The following is a 16,531-nucleotide window of genomic DNA, read 5'->3' on the forward strand; positions in this document are numbered from 1 at the left end:
GTGCAACACGGGTTATGGGGTACTTGGCGTATCAGGCCTTTTGTCTTTCGAGGCAGTCCAGTCGATCAACAGGCTGTACGCTACCGCTAGCAAAGTCGGGCCGATGAACAGGCCGATGAAACCAAATGCCAGCAGACCGCCAAACACCCCAAGCAGAACGATCACCAACGGCAGGTTGCCACCCCGACTGATCAGGTAGGGTTTGAGTACGTTATCAACACCACTGATGATGAACGTGCCCCAGATGCCGAGAAAAATCGCCATGCCGTATTCGCCCTTCCAGGCCAGCCAGGCAGTGGCGGGAATCCATACCAACGGCGGGCCCATGGGCACCAGACTGAGCAGAAACGTGACAACGCTTAATACCAGCGCACCCGGAATGCCGGCTATCAGAAAGCCGATTAGCGCCAAAACCGCCTGCGCCGCTGCGGTGCCGATCACGCCATTGACCACCCGTTGCACGGTACCCGCCACCAGGTCCAGATAGTAACTGGCACGCTCGCCGATCAAGCGTTCAAGCAGGCTCAAGACGAATGCCGCCAGTCTCGGACCATCGCGATAGAAGAAGAACACGAACACCAGACTCAAGGTCAGGTCGAGAATCCCGCCACCTATCTGCGCGCTACGAGCCAGCAGCCAGTTGCCGACTTGACCCAGGTAGGGCTTGATCGCGGCCATCGCCGCAGCGCCCTGCTCATCGATCGTGTTCCAGAACCTCACCAGCCGCTCGCCCACGAGCGGTACGCCTGACAGCCATGCCGGCGGCGCAGGCAGGCCGTCGACCTGCACGTCCTTGATGAAGAGCGTCACGTCACGGATGTGGTCCGCCAGGTTGAACCCTAGCCACACCAATGGCAATGCCACCAACAGCATCCAGATCAAGGTCAGCAGCCCCGCCGCCAACGCTTCACGACCATTGAGCCAGCGCGTTACCAGGCGCATCAACGGCCAACTGGCGAAGGCCAGCACCGCACCCCAGAACAGCGCCGACCAGAATGGCGCCATCACCCAGAGACTGGCACCGAACAGCGCCAGGAGCAGGAGCTGCACCAACAGGCGATCATTATTGGGCATGAGGGTTATCTCGAAAAAACGAATGATGAGAGCATAACGGCGAACACCTGCAGCGCCAGTACTCGGCCGGTGAGCGCGTGATTCTAGCGAATAAGTTCGACGAACAGCCCCGGCTTATCGCCGCTGCCAGCCTCAATCCGCGCGGCACGTACGCCCTTGGCAATCAATGCCTGACGCCAGGCCTCGGCATCTGCCCCGGACACGGTGACGCGCAGGTTGCCATCCAGGTTGAGCCCACGCGAGAGCAGGGTCGCCCAAACATCCTGCGGCTCACCGGTAAGCTTGGGAAGACTCAGCACACCGGTACTCTTGAGTTGACGTAACAGGGTTGCCGAGGTTGGCAACACGTCGCCCAAAGGTGCTGCTGCGCTAAACTGCTCTACATGCAGGTAAGCTCGACGGTTGCCGCGAGTGATGCTGTACAAGGCCACCAACGTATCGTTTTTCGGCGCAGCCAGACGCAACAGTAAATAAGCCTGCTGCTCATCGGCGCCATACAATTTTGAGTTACCAAACACTTCATTGGCCCATAGGCTGCTTTCACCACAATCACGGGCCTGGCACCAGAACAACAACTCGGCGCCCTGCTTCTGCAGGGCTTCACGGGCGGCTGTGAAGGCTTCGTCAGAGGTGTGTTCAGCAGGCAGTTGGTAGGTCACCGAGGTGACATTGCCCCGCGCGCCGATCTGGCCGTCGAAGCGTAACTGGCCGCTGATCTTGCGGATCGAACCCAACGGGTAGATTCGTTCCAGCTCCGTGACGGGCCGATAGTCGACGATTTCAGCATCTGCCAAACGCGGCACCCCCTCCAGATCGTGGCTGCCAGGCACGTCGGCGGCGCAGGCTATCGCGCTAAGCAGCGAGCCGCAGATCGAAACGCCAAGAACACGGGATAAGCGCATACGTGTTCTCATCGGATCGCCAAAGTTGGGGCGGTGTTAATCGTCTTGCATGTGCCAGCGATAGATAGGTCCATCAACGTTATCTCCCATTTCAATCCGCCCAGCCTCGGCAGTTGCCTGCTGCAAGTCAAGGAACGGCATAAAAGCGATTGAAACAGTCTGCAACAGCGCGCGCGCCCTCCTCGTCATTCAAATGCAAATGATGGCCGCCAGGCAAGGTCGTGGTCTCGAAAGTCAGCTGTGACAGCAGTTCGCTGTGCTGGGCCAACATGCCCTGCCCAGCCACCACCAGATGGGTTGGGCAACTGACACGTTTGACAAACGCCATCGCCTGCTCACGAGTCAAACGCATAGGAGAGGCCAGCGTCAGCCGGCTATCACTGCGCCAGGTGTACCCTCCCGGCACTGGCATCAACCCTCGTTGAGCCAGCAGTTCTGCCGCTTCACGGCTGACGGCAACCAGCCCTTTCATCCGCGCCTCGACGGCTCGTTCCAGATCGCTATAGACAGGTTTGCGCTTATTCGACAGGTTCAGTTGTGCTTGCAGGGCCATGCCCAACCGCTCGGCCGCATTACTGGCTTCGCCGGTTGGTGGGATAACGCCATCGATCAGTGCCAGACGGGTCACACGCTCAGGCAGCGCACCCGCCAACACCACCGAAATAATCGCACCCAATGAATGCCCAAGCAGGGAAAAGCGCTTCCAGCCCAGTTGCTCGGCGACATGCAGCACGTCATGCACATAGTCCCACAGGGTATAACCGGAACCCACCGGACGATGATCGGAGTGACCATGCCCGGCCAGATCCAGGGCCACGATACGCAAGCCTTTGAGCTGCGGTGCCAGGCGGGCAAAGCTGTTGGCGTTGTCCAGCCAACCATGCAAAGCGATCACCGGCTGACCGTCTTCAGGCCCGAACAGGTGCGCGGCCAATTCAATATGCGGCAGGCTCAGGCGGACTTCTTCGACGGGCATGCTCATGCGCATGCCTGCTCGGCGCAACGCGCATCCCAGCGAGCGAACAAGGTCTTGAGCAGAGCGGCAGTGTCTTGTGGACGCTCGAGCGGGAACATATGTCCACCGGGCATGGACAGGTACTCGCCTTGCGGCATACGTTTCACCGACTGGGCGTGGTGACGCATGACCACCCGACTGCGTAGCCCCCGCACCACCGCCAGTGGCACTTTCAACTGCTGCGCCCGACCGGGACTCGTGTGAGGCACGCTGCGGTAAATGCTGATTTCAGTCGCTGGATCGAAACGCAGGCGCAACTGATCGCCGTCCTGTTGCAAACCATGCTGCAGGTAGGCCTCTAAACATTCAGGATCGAAACCGCGAAACAAGGTCTTGCCGGCGAAATACGTGCGGGCAGCGTTCAGATCAGCGAAAGCCTCCCGGCGTCCAAGAGTGCGACCGGCCGGGGTGATACGATCAATGAAACCAAAGCGTTTGGCGGCGCGAATCATCCACTGATCAACCCACGTCAGCACCGGAGAATCGAGCATCACCACCCCGCGATACAGCTCAGGACAGCGCAACGCTGCGTGAAAGTGCAGCACACCTCCCAACGAGTGTCCTACACCCCACACAGGTTCAGGTTGCTGGCGCAGGTGATGAATCAGCTCGTCGACCAGATTCAGCCAGTTGTCATTCACCGGGAAGCGTGGATCGTGAGCGTGCTGCTCCAGATGTGCGACGGCGTAATCCGGCGCCAGTGCGTCGAACAATTTGCCATACGTAGCCGACGGAAATCCGTTGGCGTGAGCGAAAAACACCTGTTGCGACATGCCAATACGTCCAAAAACAAAAGCCAACGGCGATTGTGCGCATCCATCGCCGACACAGCAATGACTGTAACTGCCAGGAAGGGTGACACTTGAGCCAGAATGATGATCCGCTTGCTATCAGCGCGCTGGCGGCTGCTCACCTACTGGCACAACAGCCATGGTCAGACGGGAAACACAGCTGGCCTTGCCTTCATCGCTGGTCAGACGGATGTCCCAGACGTGAGTGGTGCGGCCGATATGCACAGGGCGCGCGACTGCGGTGACACGACCACTGCGCAAACCACGCAGGTGGTTAGCGTTGACTTCCAGCCCTACGCAAAAGAATTTTCCGGGATCAATACACAAGTAACTGGCCATGGAGCCCACGGTTTCAGCCAGTACCACCGACGCCCCGCCGTGTAACAGGCCGTAGGGTTGATGAGTACGGTGGTCGATGACCATGCTCGCGGTCAGAGAGCTCTCGTCGAATGCCTCGAAACGAATGTCCAGCACTTCACCAATGGTATTTTTCTGCAGCGCGTTGAGTTGGTCTATATCGGGAGTTTTAAGCCATACGCTCATGTTCAATCCTTTTAAGTGGCGCTCGCATGACGAACGCCAGACATAAATGGGTCACTCTTGCCACAGCACAACCTCGGACCGATCGCTCCATTCCTGGAAGCGGGCGCCATAGGTCGACTCGATGACCGCACGTTTTATTTTCAAGGTCGGCGTAAGAAAGCCATTCTCGACCGCCCAACTATCTTTCACGACGATCAGCCTGCGCAAGCGCTCATGTTTGTCGAGAGCAGCATTGACCTCTTCAAGCAGCACTTCCAGACTCTCATGCAATGCGCTACGGGCGCCGCTGGCTGCATCTTGCAGACCTGTTGCGGATAACACGCACAACACCAGCGGCGCACTCAAACCGTCGCCGACCACACACACTTGTTCGATGCGAGTGTGCACGGCCAGACGGTTTTCGATGGGTGCCGGCGCGACGTACTTGCCTTTACTGGTTTTGAAAATCTCTTTCAGGCGGCCTGTCAGGCGTAAATAACCGTCGGCGTCCTGCTCGCCTTTGTCCCCCGTGCGCAAAAAACCATCCTCGGTGATGGTTTCGGCAGTCTTGAACGGTTCCTTGAAATAACCCTGCATGGTCGCTCCGCTGCGCACCTGTACTTCGCCGCTCGGATCAATCCGGACCTCGACTTGAGGACAGGGCTGGCCGATCCAGCCAATTTTCTGCTTACCCGGCAGGCTGATGTGCGAATAACCGCAATTTTCAGTCATGCCGTAGACCTCCAGCACCTCCAGGCCCAAGCGCCGGTACCAGTTCATCAACGCCTCGGGGATAGGTGCGGCGCCGGACAATGCGATGCGCAGCGCATCCAGCCCCAACCCGGCCAGCACTCTGCGGCCCACGATTTTGCCGATGATCGGCAAGCGCAGGAGCGCGTCGAGGCGAGCGGCGGACATCTTGTCGTAGACCCCCATCTGGAACTTGGTCCAGATACGGGGCACACCGAACATTGCAGTGGGCCGGGCGCGCTTGAGATCGACCAGAAAGGTGTCCAGACTCTCAGCGAAAAACACCGTTTGCCCCGTATAGATTGACGCCATCTCGACGAACATCCGCTCTGCCACGTGGCATAACGGCAAGTAGGACAGCAGCCGATCCTGCTCCCCTAACTGGAATAGGCCGACCCCGTGGCTGGCGGCGAACGCCAAACCACCGAAGGTATGCATCACGCCCTTAGGCAGCCCGGTGGTGCCGGACGTGTAGATAATGGTCGCCAATTGCTCTGACGAGGGCGACGGGTTGTCCTGAATCGGCGCGCAGGCCTGCAGCTCGGACCAGTTGAAGTCGAAGTCGGCCGTCGGGCAAATAGGCAAGGCAACAGTAGGCAAGCCGGGCCTGACGCCGCCAGCCATGCTCGGCCAATCATCGAGCTTGCCGACAAACACCAGTGCCGCTTCGGAATGCTCCAGCACTTGAGCAACGGATTCAGATGTCAGATTGGGATACAACGGCACCGATACATGGCCAGCCATCCAGATCGCCAGGTCGGCAATGATCCAGTGGGCGCAGTTCTTGGAAATGATCGCAATATGGCTGCCTTGGGGCAATTCACGTCGGCGCAGCCAGTGTGCCGCGCGCCGGGCCTGATCTCCGACATCAGACCAGCTCAACGTCTGCACGTGGCCGCCTGCCAATGGCTGGACCATATAGCGTTTGTTCGGATGACGGGCTTCGCGTTCGTAGAATACGTCGAGAGGCAAACGAATAGCGCCAGACATGCGACTTGCTCCTGGTTTTTTATTTCCGGGAAGCGTAGCTGACCAAGCACTTGCTTGGTAGTAATTTCAAAATCAAGTGCAGTGCGGTCGAGTGCCGAGATCAGCTCGGTCAAACAATCGGTGTCTGTGCGGCCGGATCAAGGATGCCGAATGCTGCACAGTTCCATCAGACCCGCCAGCGGAAAATCCCCTTCGAGCTCAGCCAGGCTGGCGGTGCTCATGGGTTGGGCCTCCCGGTAATGACCGTCGACAAGCAATCCCACCAGCGCTCCCACCAGCGGTTGATGGCCGACCAGGAGCACATCGTCCGTCGAATACAGATCCAGTTCGCTCAGAACCTTTTGCGGGTCGCTGTCCGGAGTCAACCAGGGAACGGTCACGATCGGCTCGTTGAACCCGAGGACTTGATGGACCAGTTCAGCCGTCTGCTGTGCACGCACATAGGGGCTGGCGATGATCCGGTTCAGCGGCTTGCCCAGCAGGTGCGCTGCACTTTTTAGCACGTCTTCGCGACCGTGAGCGGTCAGTTCGCGCTCGGCATCGCTGCGCGCATGGGAGTGAGCTTCGCCGTGGCGCAAAATCCACAATTTCACAGTTTAGGTTCCTCGTCTCGGACGGGATGCGGCGCAGGGGCAACGCAATGCGGCGCCTCGCCTTCGGGCGCTCGCGGCGCAGGCCAATCGGCGAAAGGCCAGGGTTTCTGGTCGCTGTGGAACGCGCCGAAACGGCCGATCTGCGCCAGGTACTGACTCACGCTGTCGCCAAAGTTCATCAAGCTGCCACTCGGAGCGCCGTAGATCAGGCGGTAGCCCACCTGCACCAACACCACGCAGCCGAGCACGACTTGTGCCAATTGCCAGATCAATACGAACAGCAGCATCCACAGGATGCGCAGCAGGACCGACTCATTCTGTTCGAGTTTCGATTCGTTCAAGACCTTCACCTATTTCTAAGGGCTTCAGTTAAAGGGTGGCGCGGTTAAAAACCACTGGTGGAAATAAAGTCGACATCGGTTTTCGGCTCCGCACGCATCAACACTTCGATGACTTGATTGAGCGTACGGCCTTCGAAAAGAATCGCATGCAAGCCCGCGACCAGTGGCATATACACCTGCAACTCATCCGATTTGGCCTTGAGCACCTTCAGGGTATTCACCCCTTCCGCCACTTCGCCCAAACGGGTGACGGCCTCTTCAAGACTCAAACCCTGACCAAGGGCGAAACCCACCTGATAGTTACGGCTCTTGGGCGATGAGCAGGTCACGATCAAATCGCCGACCCCGGCCAAGCCGAGAAACGTCATCGGGTTAGCGCCCTGACTCACGGCAAACCGGGTCATCTCCGCCAAGGCACGGGTGATCAGCATGCTCTTGGTGTTTTCGCCCATGCCCAACGCAACCGCCATGCCCGCGATAATTGCGTACACATTCTTCAGCGCGCCGCCCAGCTCGACACCAAACCGATCGGCGCTGGCATACACGCGAAACGTCCGACCGTGCAGCGCGGCCTGCACCTGCTGGCAGAGGTCTTCATCTGCACTGGCCACCACCGTGGCGGTCAACGCGTGCTCGGCGATTTCTCGGGCCAGATTGGGTCCGGACAACACACCGATGCGCGCATTCGGGGCGATTTCTTCGAGGATTTCGCTCATCAGCTTGAAGGTGTGCGCCTCAATGCCTTTGGTCAGGCTCACCAACATCTTGCCGGTCAAAAGGTCAGCATGAGGCGCCAGCACCGAACGCAAGGCGCTGGAGGGCAAGGCGACGAAAATCAACTCGCTGCCGTTCAGTGTGGTCAACAAGTCCGTGACCGGCTCAACCGCAGGGTGAACCTTGATGCCTTTGAGGTACCGTGGGTTCTCGCGGTTGACACGGATCGCCTCGGCCTGAGCCGGGTCGCGCATCCACTGCCTGACCGGATAACCGTTCTCTGCCAGCAGATTCGCCACAGCAGTACCGAAGCTGCCGCCTCCAAGAACCGCAATAGGTTGCTGTTGAGTCATAACCAATCCATTTAGAGCCATCACATCTGGCGATGGCAGCATTATACGGGGCAGAGCCTGCGCGACCAGCCTTGAAGAGATTCAATTCAGGCCGATCAACACCCTACAAGTTCAATGGAAATTACCGCAGCGTCGGTTACCATGCCCGACTCCCCCTTTTGATGGCGTTTCGCGATGACCTGTCAGTCAAGGATAAGCAGCGTTTATGACCAATGGATCATAAAACTGTGTGCGCAGCTCACGTGCCTGCCGGGGAGCGATCCACCGCGGGCGGCAGGAGAAAGCGTCCGATGACTTTCCGCCTGAACTGGGGCATCAACACCCGCACCCAAATCATCAGTCTGGGACCGGCGCTGCTACTGACCTTACTGCTGATCAGCTTCTTCACCTTCGTGCGGATTCAGGACTTGCGTCAAGAATTGACTCATACCGGTCAATTGATCGCCAACCAGCTGGCTCCAGCGTCGGAATATGGCGTGATCGTGGGCAACGATGACGTTCTCGAAGGCCTGATGCGCGCTACACTGGCCACGCCCCACGTGCGCTTTCTGGAAGTGCAGGACAACGCCAACCACGTGCTGATGTACGTCGAGCAACCGAAGGAAAACGGCACACGACCCACTCAAGTGGAGATCTTCCAGGCACCTATCCGGTTACAGAGCCTCCCGTTGGGGAATGACGTCCTGCAAGCCCCGCCACCCTCGGCCAGCTCGTCGAATGAGGATTACCTGGGCCGGGTGATCGTCGGCATGTCCAACGATGCATTCAGTCAGCGCCAACAAGAAATCCTGCTCAAGGCCGGGATTCTGGCACTGTTTACTCTGCTTTTTACCTATATCCTCGCCCGTCGCCTGGCGCTGAGCCTGTCGCAACCGATCAGCGACATGGGTGAAGCGGTCAAGGCAATCCAGCAAGGTGACTACAACAGGCCATTACCGGTGACCGACGACAGCGAACTGGGTGACTTGGCGCGACACATCAATAACCTAGCCTACGGACTTGAACGCGCCAGCCGCGAACAGCAACAGACCATTGACCAACTGATTCAGACCCGGGAAGAAGCCGAACGCGCCAACAGCGCCAAATCCAACTTTTTGGCCATGATGAGTCACGAACTGCGCACGCCCATGAACGGTGTACTGGGGATGCTGCAGTTGATGGAAACCACCCAAATGACCGATGAGCAGACTGAATACGCTGCGTTGGCGACTGAATCAACCGAGCATTTACTGCGGGTGATCAACGACATCCTCGACTTCTCGCGTATTGAGCGCGAAGCGCTGGCGCTGGAGCATATACCGTTCAATCTGGCTGAACTAATCAGCACCTCGGCCCAGGCTTTCCACCATAACGCCCAGCAACGCGGCATCTCGCTGGAGCTGAATATCCCTCTGGGACTGGAGACCCTGGAGGTCGAAGGTGATCCGACCCGTATTCGGCAAATTCTGGTCAATCTGATCGGCAACGCATTGAAATTCACTGACCTGGGTAGCGTACAGATCGAGACCCGGTGGCAGCCTCTGGATCAGGAGTCGGTCTGGTTCACCTGCACGGTATGCGACAGCGGCATCGGCATCTCCGCCGAGCGCCTGGAACTGATGTTCAATGCCTTTGAACAGGCGGACAGCTCGATCTCCCGGCGGTATGGCGGTACTGGGCTAGGTTTGCCTATCGCCAGAAGCCTGGCCGAGCGGATGGGCGGAACGCTGCGGGCACGGAGCGAAGAAAGCATGGGATCAATCTTCACCCTTGAGATTCCGCTGGCGCTGCACAGGAAAAAAGCCCCTGAACAGGTACCGACCTTCCTCGCGGGTAACAGCAACGGCAAAAATCAGCATGTGCTGCTGGTTGAGGACAACCCGGTCAATCAGACCGTGGTCGAGGCGATGCTGCGCAGTCTGGGCTTCCAGGTCAGCGTGGTCAGCGATGGGGCGCAGGCTGTGAGCGTGGCTCAGACTGGAAATTTTGCGGCGATACTCATGGATTGTCGCCTGCCAGTGATCGACGGCTACGAAGCGACGCGGCAGATTCGTCAACTGACAAACTGCATTCAGGTGCCCATCATCGCCCTGACCGCCAACGCATTGCACGGTGATCGGGAGGCCTGCTTACAGGCGGGAATGAGCGATTACCTCGCAAAACCCTTCAAACGTACTGATTTACAGCAAGTTCTTCAGCGTTGGCTGCCCTTTCAAGCATCTGCGACTGGCGATAAATGCTAAATTACGGCAGTCTTAGTGACCAGATCAGCTCGCAAACGCTGCTTGGATAATAATTCCAGTGCACAAGTGTACTTTCATTTCCCTTGTGCTGTGACTTTCACTACAACGCAATAGTCTATGAGTAGGCTGACGGCAGAGACCTGGCGCGTCAGCCGGACAGGAAAATTTGCCTTACCCTGCCGCACAGGATTATTGAGGAGCTCGCATGACCCAACAAAACGCCTATACCCGGGAAGACCTGCTGCGCTGCAGTCGCGGTGAGCTGTTCGGCCCAGGTAACGCGCAACTGCCCGCCCCGAACATGCTGATGGTAGATCGCATTACCCATATCAGCGCAGAGGGTGGCAAGTACGGTAAAGGTGAATTGGTCGCCGAGCTGGATATCAATCCGGACCTGTGGTTCTTCGCCTGTCACTTCGAAGGTGACCCGGTGATGCCAGGCTGCCTGGGCCTTGATGCCATGTGGCAACTCGTCGGCTTCTATCTCGGTTGGCAGGGTAATCCTGGCCGCGGCCGAGCTTTGGGGTCGGGCGAAGTGAAGTTTTACGGTCAGGTTCTTCCGACCGCAAAAAAAATCACCTACAACATCCATATCAAACGCACCATGAAAGGCAAACTGGTCCTGGCAATTGCCGACGGCACCGTGAGCGTTGATGGTCGCGAAATCTACAGTGCCGAAGGCCTTCGGGTCGGCCTGTTCACTTCCACTGAAAATTTCTAAGGGTATCCGCATGCGCCGCGTCGTTATCACTGGTCTGGGCATTGTTTCCTGCTTGGGCAATGACAAAGACACCGTTTCCGCTAATCTGCGTGCAAGCCGCCCTGGCATCCGTTTCAATCCGGAATATGCCGAAATGGGTCTGCGTAGCCAGGTTTCCGGCTCCATTGACCTCAACCTCGAAGAGCTGATCGATCGCAAGATCTATCGCTTCGTCGGCCATGCAGCGGCTTACGCTTACCTGGCCATGAAGGACGCTATCGTCGACTCCGGGCTGTCCGAAGACCAGGTGTCCAACCCGCGCACAGGCCTGATTGCCGGCAGCGGCGGCGCGTCGACGCTTAACCAGATGGAAGCGCTGGACATCCTTCGCGAAAAAGGCGTCAAGCGCGTTGGCCCATACCGCGTCACGCGGACCATGAGCAGCACCGTCTCCGCCTGTTTGGCCACCCCGTTCAAGATCAAGGGCCTGAACTACTCCATCGCGTCTGCCTGCGCCACCAGTGCTCACTGCATCGGTAACGCAATGGAACAGATCCAGATGGGTAAACAGGACGTGGTCTTCGCCGGTGGCGGTGAAGAGGAGCACTGGAGCCAGTCGTTCCTGTTCGACGCGATGGGCGCTCTGTCCAGCCAGTACAACGAAACGCCGGAGAAAGCCTCCCGCGCTTACGATGCCAAACGTGACGGTTTCGTCATTGCCGGTGGCGGTGGCATGGTCGTGGTTGAAGAGCTGGAGCATGCTCTGGCTCGTGGCGCGAAAATCTACGCAGAAATCGTCGGCTACGGTGCAACGTCAGATGGCTACGACATGGTCGCCCCAAGCGGCGAAGGCGCTATTCGCTGCATGCAAATGGCGCTGTCCACTGTTGAAGGCCCGATCGACTACATCAACACTCACGGGACTTCGACTCCGGTCGGCGACGCGAAAGAGATGGAAGGTGTACGTGAAGTCTTCGGCACCAATGCGCCTGCTATCAGCTCGACCAAAAGCTTGTCGGGTCACTCTCTGGGCGCTGCCGGCGTTCACGAGGCGATCTATTGCATGCTGATGATGGAAGGCAACTTCATTGCTGGCTCTGCCAACATCGAAGAGCTGGACCCGGTTGTCGCCGACATGCCGATACTGCTCAAGACCCGTGAAAACGCAAAAGTCGATCAGGTCATGAGCAACAGCTTCGGCTTCGGTGGCACCAATGCCACCTTGGTGCTGAAACGCTGGCAGGGTAAGTAATACCTGCATATAAAACGGCACCCTCGGGTGCCGTTTTTCTTCGCTTTTTTTCGCACCCACAGCACCTTGTGACACCTCCCTACGTAGCCGAATGCCATGGACGAATATGATCGCAATGTCGGCGCAAGGCCTGGCATCTCACGTGGTAGCGACCCCAAGCGAATGAAGAGGCCCTACTTACTCGGTATCGTTTCAATTACAGCCTTCTTTTTTTTAGCTGCAGTTCCCGTGCATGCCCAAAATTCACCAAGTCCGCTGGCCAGAGACGATGTCAAAAACGCCACGGCCTTCGTCAGCCAGGCACAGCAGATCGTTGCCAAGGCAACCCTCAAAGCTCACTGGAGCGGCCCCGAGTCCGGCCCTCCCGCCCCTCGGGGAAAAAACATTGCCTTTGTGGCAGAAGATTTACGCAATGGCGGAATTATCGGTGTTGCGCAAGGCGCACGCGAGGCGGCAGCGGTGATGGGCTGGTCGCTCAAGATATTCGATGGCGGCGGATCTTCAGCCGGACGCGCGAAAGCCTTTGCCGATGCGCTGGCAGCAAACCCCGACGGCCTTATCCTGTGCGGCTCCGATGCACGCGAGAACCATGCAGCACTGGAAACCTTTGCCAACCAAGGCGTGCCTGTCGTTGCCTGGCACGCGGGCGCGCAACCGGGGCCGATTGCCGGCACGCCTGTCGCCATGAACGTCACCACCGACCCGGTGGAGGTCGCGCGCCTCACTGCATTGGCGGCAGTAGCGCAATCAATGGGTCATGCTGGCGTGGTCATCCTGACCGACTCCAGGTACAGCATCGCCACAGCCAAGGCCAAGGCCATGGAAGACGTCATCCAATCCTGCAAAGGGTGCACCCTGCTGGAAGTGCGCGACATCGCAATCTCCGAGAGTGGCGAGCGTATGCCCGCGATTACAAGGGATCTGCTCCTGCGATACGGCAAACGCTGGACGTATATGCTGGCCATCAACGATATCTATTTCGACTACTCAACTGCAACGTTGACCAGCGCCGGGATACCGAGCAATGGGCTCAATCTGCTGTCTGCCGGAGATGGCAGCGCTTCCGCATTTTTGCGAATTCAGGCAAAAACTTATCAGACCGTCACAGTGGCCGAGCCTCTGAATTTGCACGGATGGCAGGTGATGGATGAATTGAACCGACTCCTTGCAGGGCTCCCTGTCAGCGGATTCGTAGCGCCAGTTCATCTGGTCAATGTCGACAACGTCGCTTTCGATGGCGGGGAGAAGTTCCAGTACGACCCAGACAATGGCTACCGGACTATGTACCGCCGCCTATGGAACCGCTGACCGTGAACGTGACGTCCCGACTCACAGCCGTGTATCGCCAGCTACTCCCGCAATCGCTACGTGCTCAGTTCATCCTTGCATTTCTAGCGCTGACCCTGTTGATCCTGGCGGGCGGCGCGACGGCGGTCTACGCCCTGCGTACATCAAACAACGCCGCCCGAGAGCTGACCAAAGAGCAACTGGTCCGCATGCAAGCTGGACAGGATATGCTGCAGAGCACTCTGCTGATCGAACGCCAGACGGATCAACTACTGACCACCCCCTCTTTCGATACCCTGCGTTCAAGCTATGCAGAGACGGTTAAACAGCTTGAGGCACTTGATCGCCTGGTGGTTCAGCTGACAACCGCGAGCAATGCTGTCGCGATACTTGACGTGCATCAGTCAAGTCAACTATTTCGCAATACCGCCAATATCGTGGCTCAACTGCGCGAAGGCATGCTGCAAACCGAAGTCGACTTCGAGCGCACCCTGAAGGATCGTACCAATCGCTTGATCGGCACCCAAACTCAAGGCAGCCCGGAACTGGCGGTTCTGCTGTACAACTTGCCCGTCGTGAGTGACCGCAATGCGGTGGAGCTGCTGCGTACGCGGTTCATGCGCAAAGCCGCCGCGACACGCGAATTACCCGATGCAGTGCGAAACGATGTCGCCACCCTGCAATCGCAACAACCTGACCCCATTGATCCTGAGGCGCAAGATCCGTTCTCCCTACGCCTGAAACTGATCAGCCAGCACGACGTTCTAGAGCACTTTCATGACGCTCTGGAAAACCAGGCAGAATCCTTGGTGATGGTCGCACGCGAGCAATCCGACGCGTACACCCAAGACTACCGGGAAGCCGTGCAGGATCTGGTCGAGGCCTCCAATCGCAGCCAGCAATGGATCCTCATCATGCTGGGCGGCAGCCTGATACTTGCATGGTTTGTGACGCGCATATTCATGGGTCGTCATGTGCTCGTGCGCCTGAATGAGATCAGCCGCCAGCTACGGCAGGAGCGTATCGACGATACGTCGCTAGTGATGGAGGTGCGGGAGAAGGACGAGATCGGCGACATGGCACGCGCCGTGAATCAGTTTCTGAAAGATCGCCAGCAGCTTGAAAGAAAAACCGCCGAATTGAGCACCGTCAAAGAACGGCTCGCCTTGCAAAACTCACAATTGCAGCAGGAGGCCGTTGTACGCACCGGCCAGGGTCACGTCCTTGAGCTGATCGCGAAAAGTACTGAACTCCAGGAGGTCCTCGACAGTCTGGCCCATCTGGTTGAATCGCAGATGAACGACATGATGGTGTCCATCCTCCTGCTGGACGAAGAGGGAACGCATCTCCTGCATGGGGCCGCACCCAGCCTGCCGAAGACCTACACCCAGGCCATCGACGGGGTTGCAATCGGCCCGAAGGTCGGTTCATGTGGCACTGCCGTGTATCGACGGGAACCGGTGATTGTTGCTGACATCGAGGACGACCCGTTGTGGGAAGATTATCGATCAATCGCAGCGCCCTACGGCCTACGCGCCTGCTGGTCGACCCCCATCCTGTCCCATGATCGAAAGGTCCTGGGAACCTTTGCCTTGTATTCCCGTACGGTGCGCAGCCCCGTCAAGGTCGAGATGCAGCTGATTGGCATAGCGACACACCTCGCCGGAATCGCAATTGAGCGCAAACACACGGAAAACCGCATCCGCTACATGGGAGACCATGATGCATTGACCGGACTGCCGAATCGCACGCTGCTGGAAGACCGCCTCAAACAGGCCATCCTTTACGCTCAACGTTGTGCTCGCCGGGTAACGGTGGTGTTCATCGACTTGGATAAATTCAAACTGGTCAATGACAGTCTGGGCCACAGCGCCGGGGATGAGCTGCTGAAAACCGTCGCCAGCCGAATGGTCCAATGCGTGCGACGCACCGACACGGTCGTTCGACTGGGCGGCGACGAATTCGTGATCATCCTGTTCGATCAGCCCTCTGACGCCGACGGTATCACCCCGGTCCTGCAGAAAATCCAGGAAGCCATCCTGCAACCCATCCAGCTCAACAGGCACACACTCCATGTCACCTGCAGTATGGGACTGGCCACCTACCCTGCCGATGGAACCGACACCGAGACCCTGCTCAGAAACGCAGACGCCGCCATGTATCGGGCTAAGGAGCTGGGCCGCAATAGTTACCAGTTCTACACCAGTGAGATGAACAGCAAGCATAAGGGCAAGCTTGCCATGCAGGACGGGCTTCGAAATGCAATTGACCATGAGGAGTTCCTGTTGCTGTATCAGCCCCAGGTGGATTTACACTCAGGTCAGGTCATCGGCGTGGAAGCACTGATCCGCTGGCAGCACCCCACACTCGGCATGGTTTCCCCCATCAAGTTTATTCCGCCAGCCGAAGAAACCGGATTAATCGTGCCCATTGGCGATTGGGTGATCCACACAGCCTGCAAACAGAACAAAGCCTGGCAGGATGCAGGCATGCCCCCAATCACCGTGTCAGTCAATATTTCAGCACGCCAATTCATCGAAAGGGACTTGGTCAGCCGGGTGCAGCACGCGTTGCAGGACAGCGGGCTGGACCCCAGATACCTAGAGCTGGAACTGACCGAAAGCTTGATCATGCAAGACCTTAAGCAAGCCATTGTCAAAATGAAGGAACTGCAAGCGATGGGGATAAGCCTCTTGATCGACGACTTCGGCACCGGCTACTCAAGCCTCGCCGCACTGAAAAGCTTCCCCATTGCCCGACTGAAAATTGACCAGTCTTTCGTGCGTGACCTTCCCGATAACGAGAATGACAGGGCCATCGCCACGGCCGTGATTTCATTGGGGCATAAACTGAACCTCAAGGTGATCGCCGAGGGCGTAGAAACCGAACAACAGAAAGTTTTCCTGCGTGAAAACGGCTGCGATGAAATGCAAGGCTATCTGTTCAGCAAGCCTGTCTCGGCACAAGAGATAGAGCAGCTGCTTCTGCTGTAATACGCCAGTTCCATACCGCAAAGTGCCGCTTC

Annotated in this window: 14 protein-coding genes; 5 read left to right on the top strand and 9 right to left on the bottom strand. The window is 57.9% G+C overall.

Annotated features, from left to right (window positions below; translation table 11 throughout):
* Positions 1-12 precede the first annotated feature (12 nt).
* The 9 genes from RHM55_RS03425 to RHM55_RS03465 all read right to left on the bottom strand — a co-directional run bounded on the left by RHM55_RS03425 (position 13) and on the right by RHM55_RS03465 (position 8,045).
* Positions 13-1,074 carry an AI-2E family transporter gene (locus RHM55_RS03425; RefSeq protein WP_322179520.1) on the bottom strand — a complete coding sequence of 354 codons (1,062 nt, stop codon included), beginning with the start codon at positions 1,072-1,074 and terminating at the stop codon, positions 13-15.
* A gap of 83 nt (positions 1,075-1,157) precedes the next feature.
* Positions 1,158-1,976: a DUF4892 domain-containing protein gene (locus RHM55_RS03430; RefSeq protein WP_322179521.1), complete on the bottom strand. Its 819-nt coding sequence runs from the start codon at positions 1,974-1,976 to the stop codon at positions 1,158-1,160.
* 127 nt (positions 1,977-2,103) lie between these two features.
* Entirely contained in the window at positions 2,104-2,958 is an 855-nt protein-coding gene (locus tag RHM55_RS03435; RefSeq protein ID WP_322179522.1) for an alpha/beta hydrolase, read from the bottom strand.
* Positions 2,955-3,764: an alpha/beta hydrolase gene (locus RHM55_RS03440; protein ID WP_322179523.1), complete on the bottom strand. Its 810-nt coding sequence runs from the start codon at positions 3,762-3,764 to the stop codon at positions 2,955-2,957. Before RHM55_RS03440 ends, RHM55_RS03435 begins: the two co-directional genes overlap by 4 nt.
* Before the next feature lie 117 nt (positions 3,765-3,881).
* On the bottom strand, positions 3,882-4,325 hold the full coding sequence (locus RHM55_RS03445; RefSeq protein ID WP_322179524.1) for a hotdog fold thioesterase: 444 nt from the start codon (positions 4,323-4,325) through the stop codon (positions 3,882-3,884).
* Between the two features lie 51 nt (positions 4,326-4,376).
* The gene (locus RHM55_RS03450; protein WP_322179525.1) at positions 4,377-6,044 is read right to left on the bottom strand and encodes an AMP-binding protein; all 1,668 of its coding nucleotides are present in this window, start codon (positions 6,042-6,044) and stop codon (positions 4,377-4,379) included.
* Between the two features lie 137 nt (positions 6,045-6,181).
* Positions 6,182-6,637: a phosphohistidine phosphatase SixA gene (sixA, locus tag RHM55_RS03455; RefSeq protein ID WP_322179526.1), complete on the bottom strand. Its 456-nt coding sequence runs from the start codon at positions 6,635-6,637 to the stop codon at positions 6,182-6,184.
* Positions 6,634-6,924 carry a DUF4389 domain-containing protein gene (locus tag RHM55_RS03460; RefSeq protein WP_416152011.1) on the bottom strand — a complete coding sequence of 97 codons (291 nt, stop codon included), beginning with the start codon at positions 6,922-6,924 and terminating at the stop codon, positions 6,634-6,636. Before RHM55_RS03460 ends, sixA begins: the two co-directional genes overlap by 4 nt.
* Before the next feature lie 98 nt (positions 6,925-7,022).
* Positions 7,023-8,045: an NAD(P)H-dependent glycerol-3-phosphate dehydrogenase gene (locus RHM55_RS03465; protein WP_219060825.1), complete on the bottom strand. Its 1,023-nt coding sequence runs from the start codon at positions 8,043-8,045 to the stop codon at positions 7,023-7,025.
* 290 nt (positions 8,046-8,335) lie between these two features.
* Here RHM55_RS03465 and RHM55_RS03470 point away from each other — a divergent pair, with 290 nt between their 5' ends.
* The 5 genes from RHM55_RS03470 (at position 8,336) to RHM55_RS03490 (ending at position 16,499) form a co-directional block, all read left to right on the top strand.
* A complete protein-coding gene (locus RHM55_RS03470) occupies positions 8,336-10,267 on the top strand; it encodes a response regulator (RefSeq protein ID WP_322179528.1) in 1,932 nt (643 codons plus the stop codon).
* A gap of 205 nt (positions 10,268-10,472) precedes the next feature.
* Positions 10,473-10,988 (top strand): 3-hydroxyacyl-[acyl-carrier-protein] dehydratase FabA, encoded by a 516-nt coding sequence (gene fabA, locus RHM55_RS03475; protein ID WP_219060823.1) that lies wholly within the window; start codon positions 10,473-10,475, stop codon positions 10,986-10,988.
* 10 nt (positions 10,989-10,998) lie between these two features.
* On the top strand, positions 10,999-12,219 hold the full coding sequence (gene fabB, locus RHM55_RS03480) for a beta-ketoacyl-ACP synthase I (protein ID WP_322179529.1): 1,221 nt from the start codon (positions 10,999-11,001) through the stop codon (positions 12,217-12,219).
* Between the two features lie 96 nt (positions 12,220-12,315).
* Positions 12,316-13,527 (top strand): substrate-binding domain-containing protein, encoded by a 1,212-nt coding sequence (locus RHM55_RS03485; protein ID WP_322179530.1) that lies wholly within the window; start codon positions 12,316-12,318, stop codon positions 13,525-13,527.
* A complete protein-coding gene (locus RHM55_RS03490) occupies positions 13,515-16,499 on the top strand; it encodes an EAL domain-containing protein (protein WP_322179531.1) in 2,985 nt (994 codons plus the stop codon). The genes RHM55_RS03485 and RHM55_RS03490 overlap by 13 nt, the downstream gene beginning before the upstream one ends.
* Positions 16,500-16,531 lie beyond the last annotated feature (32 nt).

This window comes from Pseudomonas sp. MH9.2, from assembly GCF_034353875.1.
GTDB lineage: Bacteria > Pseudomonadota > Gammaproteobacteria > Pseudomonadales > Pseudomonadaceae > Aquipseudomonas.

Coding starts and splice junctions, on each gene's coding strand:
- RHM55_RS03465 (WP_219060825.1), bottom strand. CDS start 8,045: ATGACTCAACAGCAACCTATTGCGGTTCTTGGAGGCGGCAGCTTCGGT.
- RHM55_RS03490 (WP_322179531.1), top strand. CDS start 13,515: ATGGAACCGCTGACCGTGAACGTGACGTCCCGACTCACAGCCGTGTAT.
- RHM55_RS03470 (WP_322179528.1), top strand. CDS start 8,336: ATGACTTTCCGCCTGAACTGGGGCATCAACACCCGCACCCAAATCATC.
- RHM55_RS03435 (WP_322179522.1), bottom strand. CDS start 2,958: ATGAGCATGCCCGTCGAAGAAGTCCGCCTGAGCCTGCCGCATATTGAA.
- fabA (WP_219060823.1), top strand. CDS start 10,473: ATGACCCAACAAAACGCCTATACCCGGGAAGACCTGCTGCGCTGCAGT.
- RHM55_RS03430 (WP_322179521.1), bottom strand. CDS start 1,976: ATGCGCTTATCCCGTGTTCTTGGCGTTTCGATCTGCGGCTCGCTGCTT.
- RHM55_RS03460 (WP_416152011.1), bottom strand. CDS start 6,924: ATGCTGCTGTTCGTATTGATCTGGCAATTGGCACAAGTCGTGCTCGGC.
- RHM55_RS03485 (WP_322179530.1), top strand. CDS start 12,316: ATGGACGAATATGATCGCAATGTCGGCGCAAGGCCTGGCATCTCACGT.
- RHM55_RS03425 (WP_322179520.1), bottom strand. CDS start 1,074: ATGCCCAATAATGATCGCCTGTTGGTGCAGCTCCTGCTCCTGGCGCTG.
- fabB (WP_322179529.1), top strand. CDS start 10,999: ATGCGCCGCGTCGTTATCACTGGTCTGGGCATTGTTTCCTGCTTGGGC.
- RHM55_RS03445 (WP_322179524.1), bottom strand. CDS start 4,325: ATGAGCGTATGGCTTAAAACTCCCGATATAGACCAACTCAACGCGCTG.
- RHM55_RS03450 (WP_322179525.1), bottom strand. CDS start 6,044: ATGTCTGGCGCTATTCGTTTGCCTCTCGACGTATTCTACGAACGCGAA.
- RHM55_RS03440 (WP_322179523.1), bottom strand. CDS start 3,764: ATGTCGCAACAGGTGTTTTTCGCTCACGCCAACGGATTTCCGTCGGCT.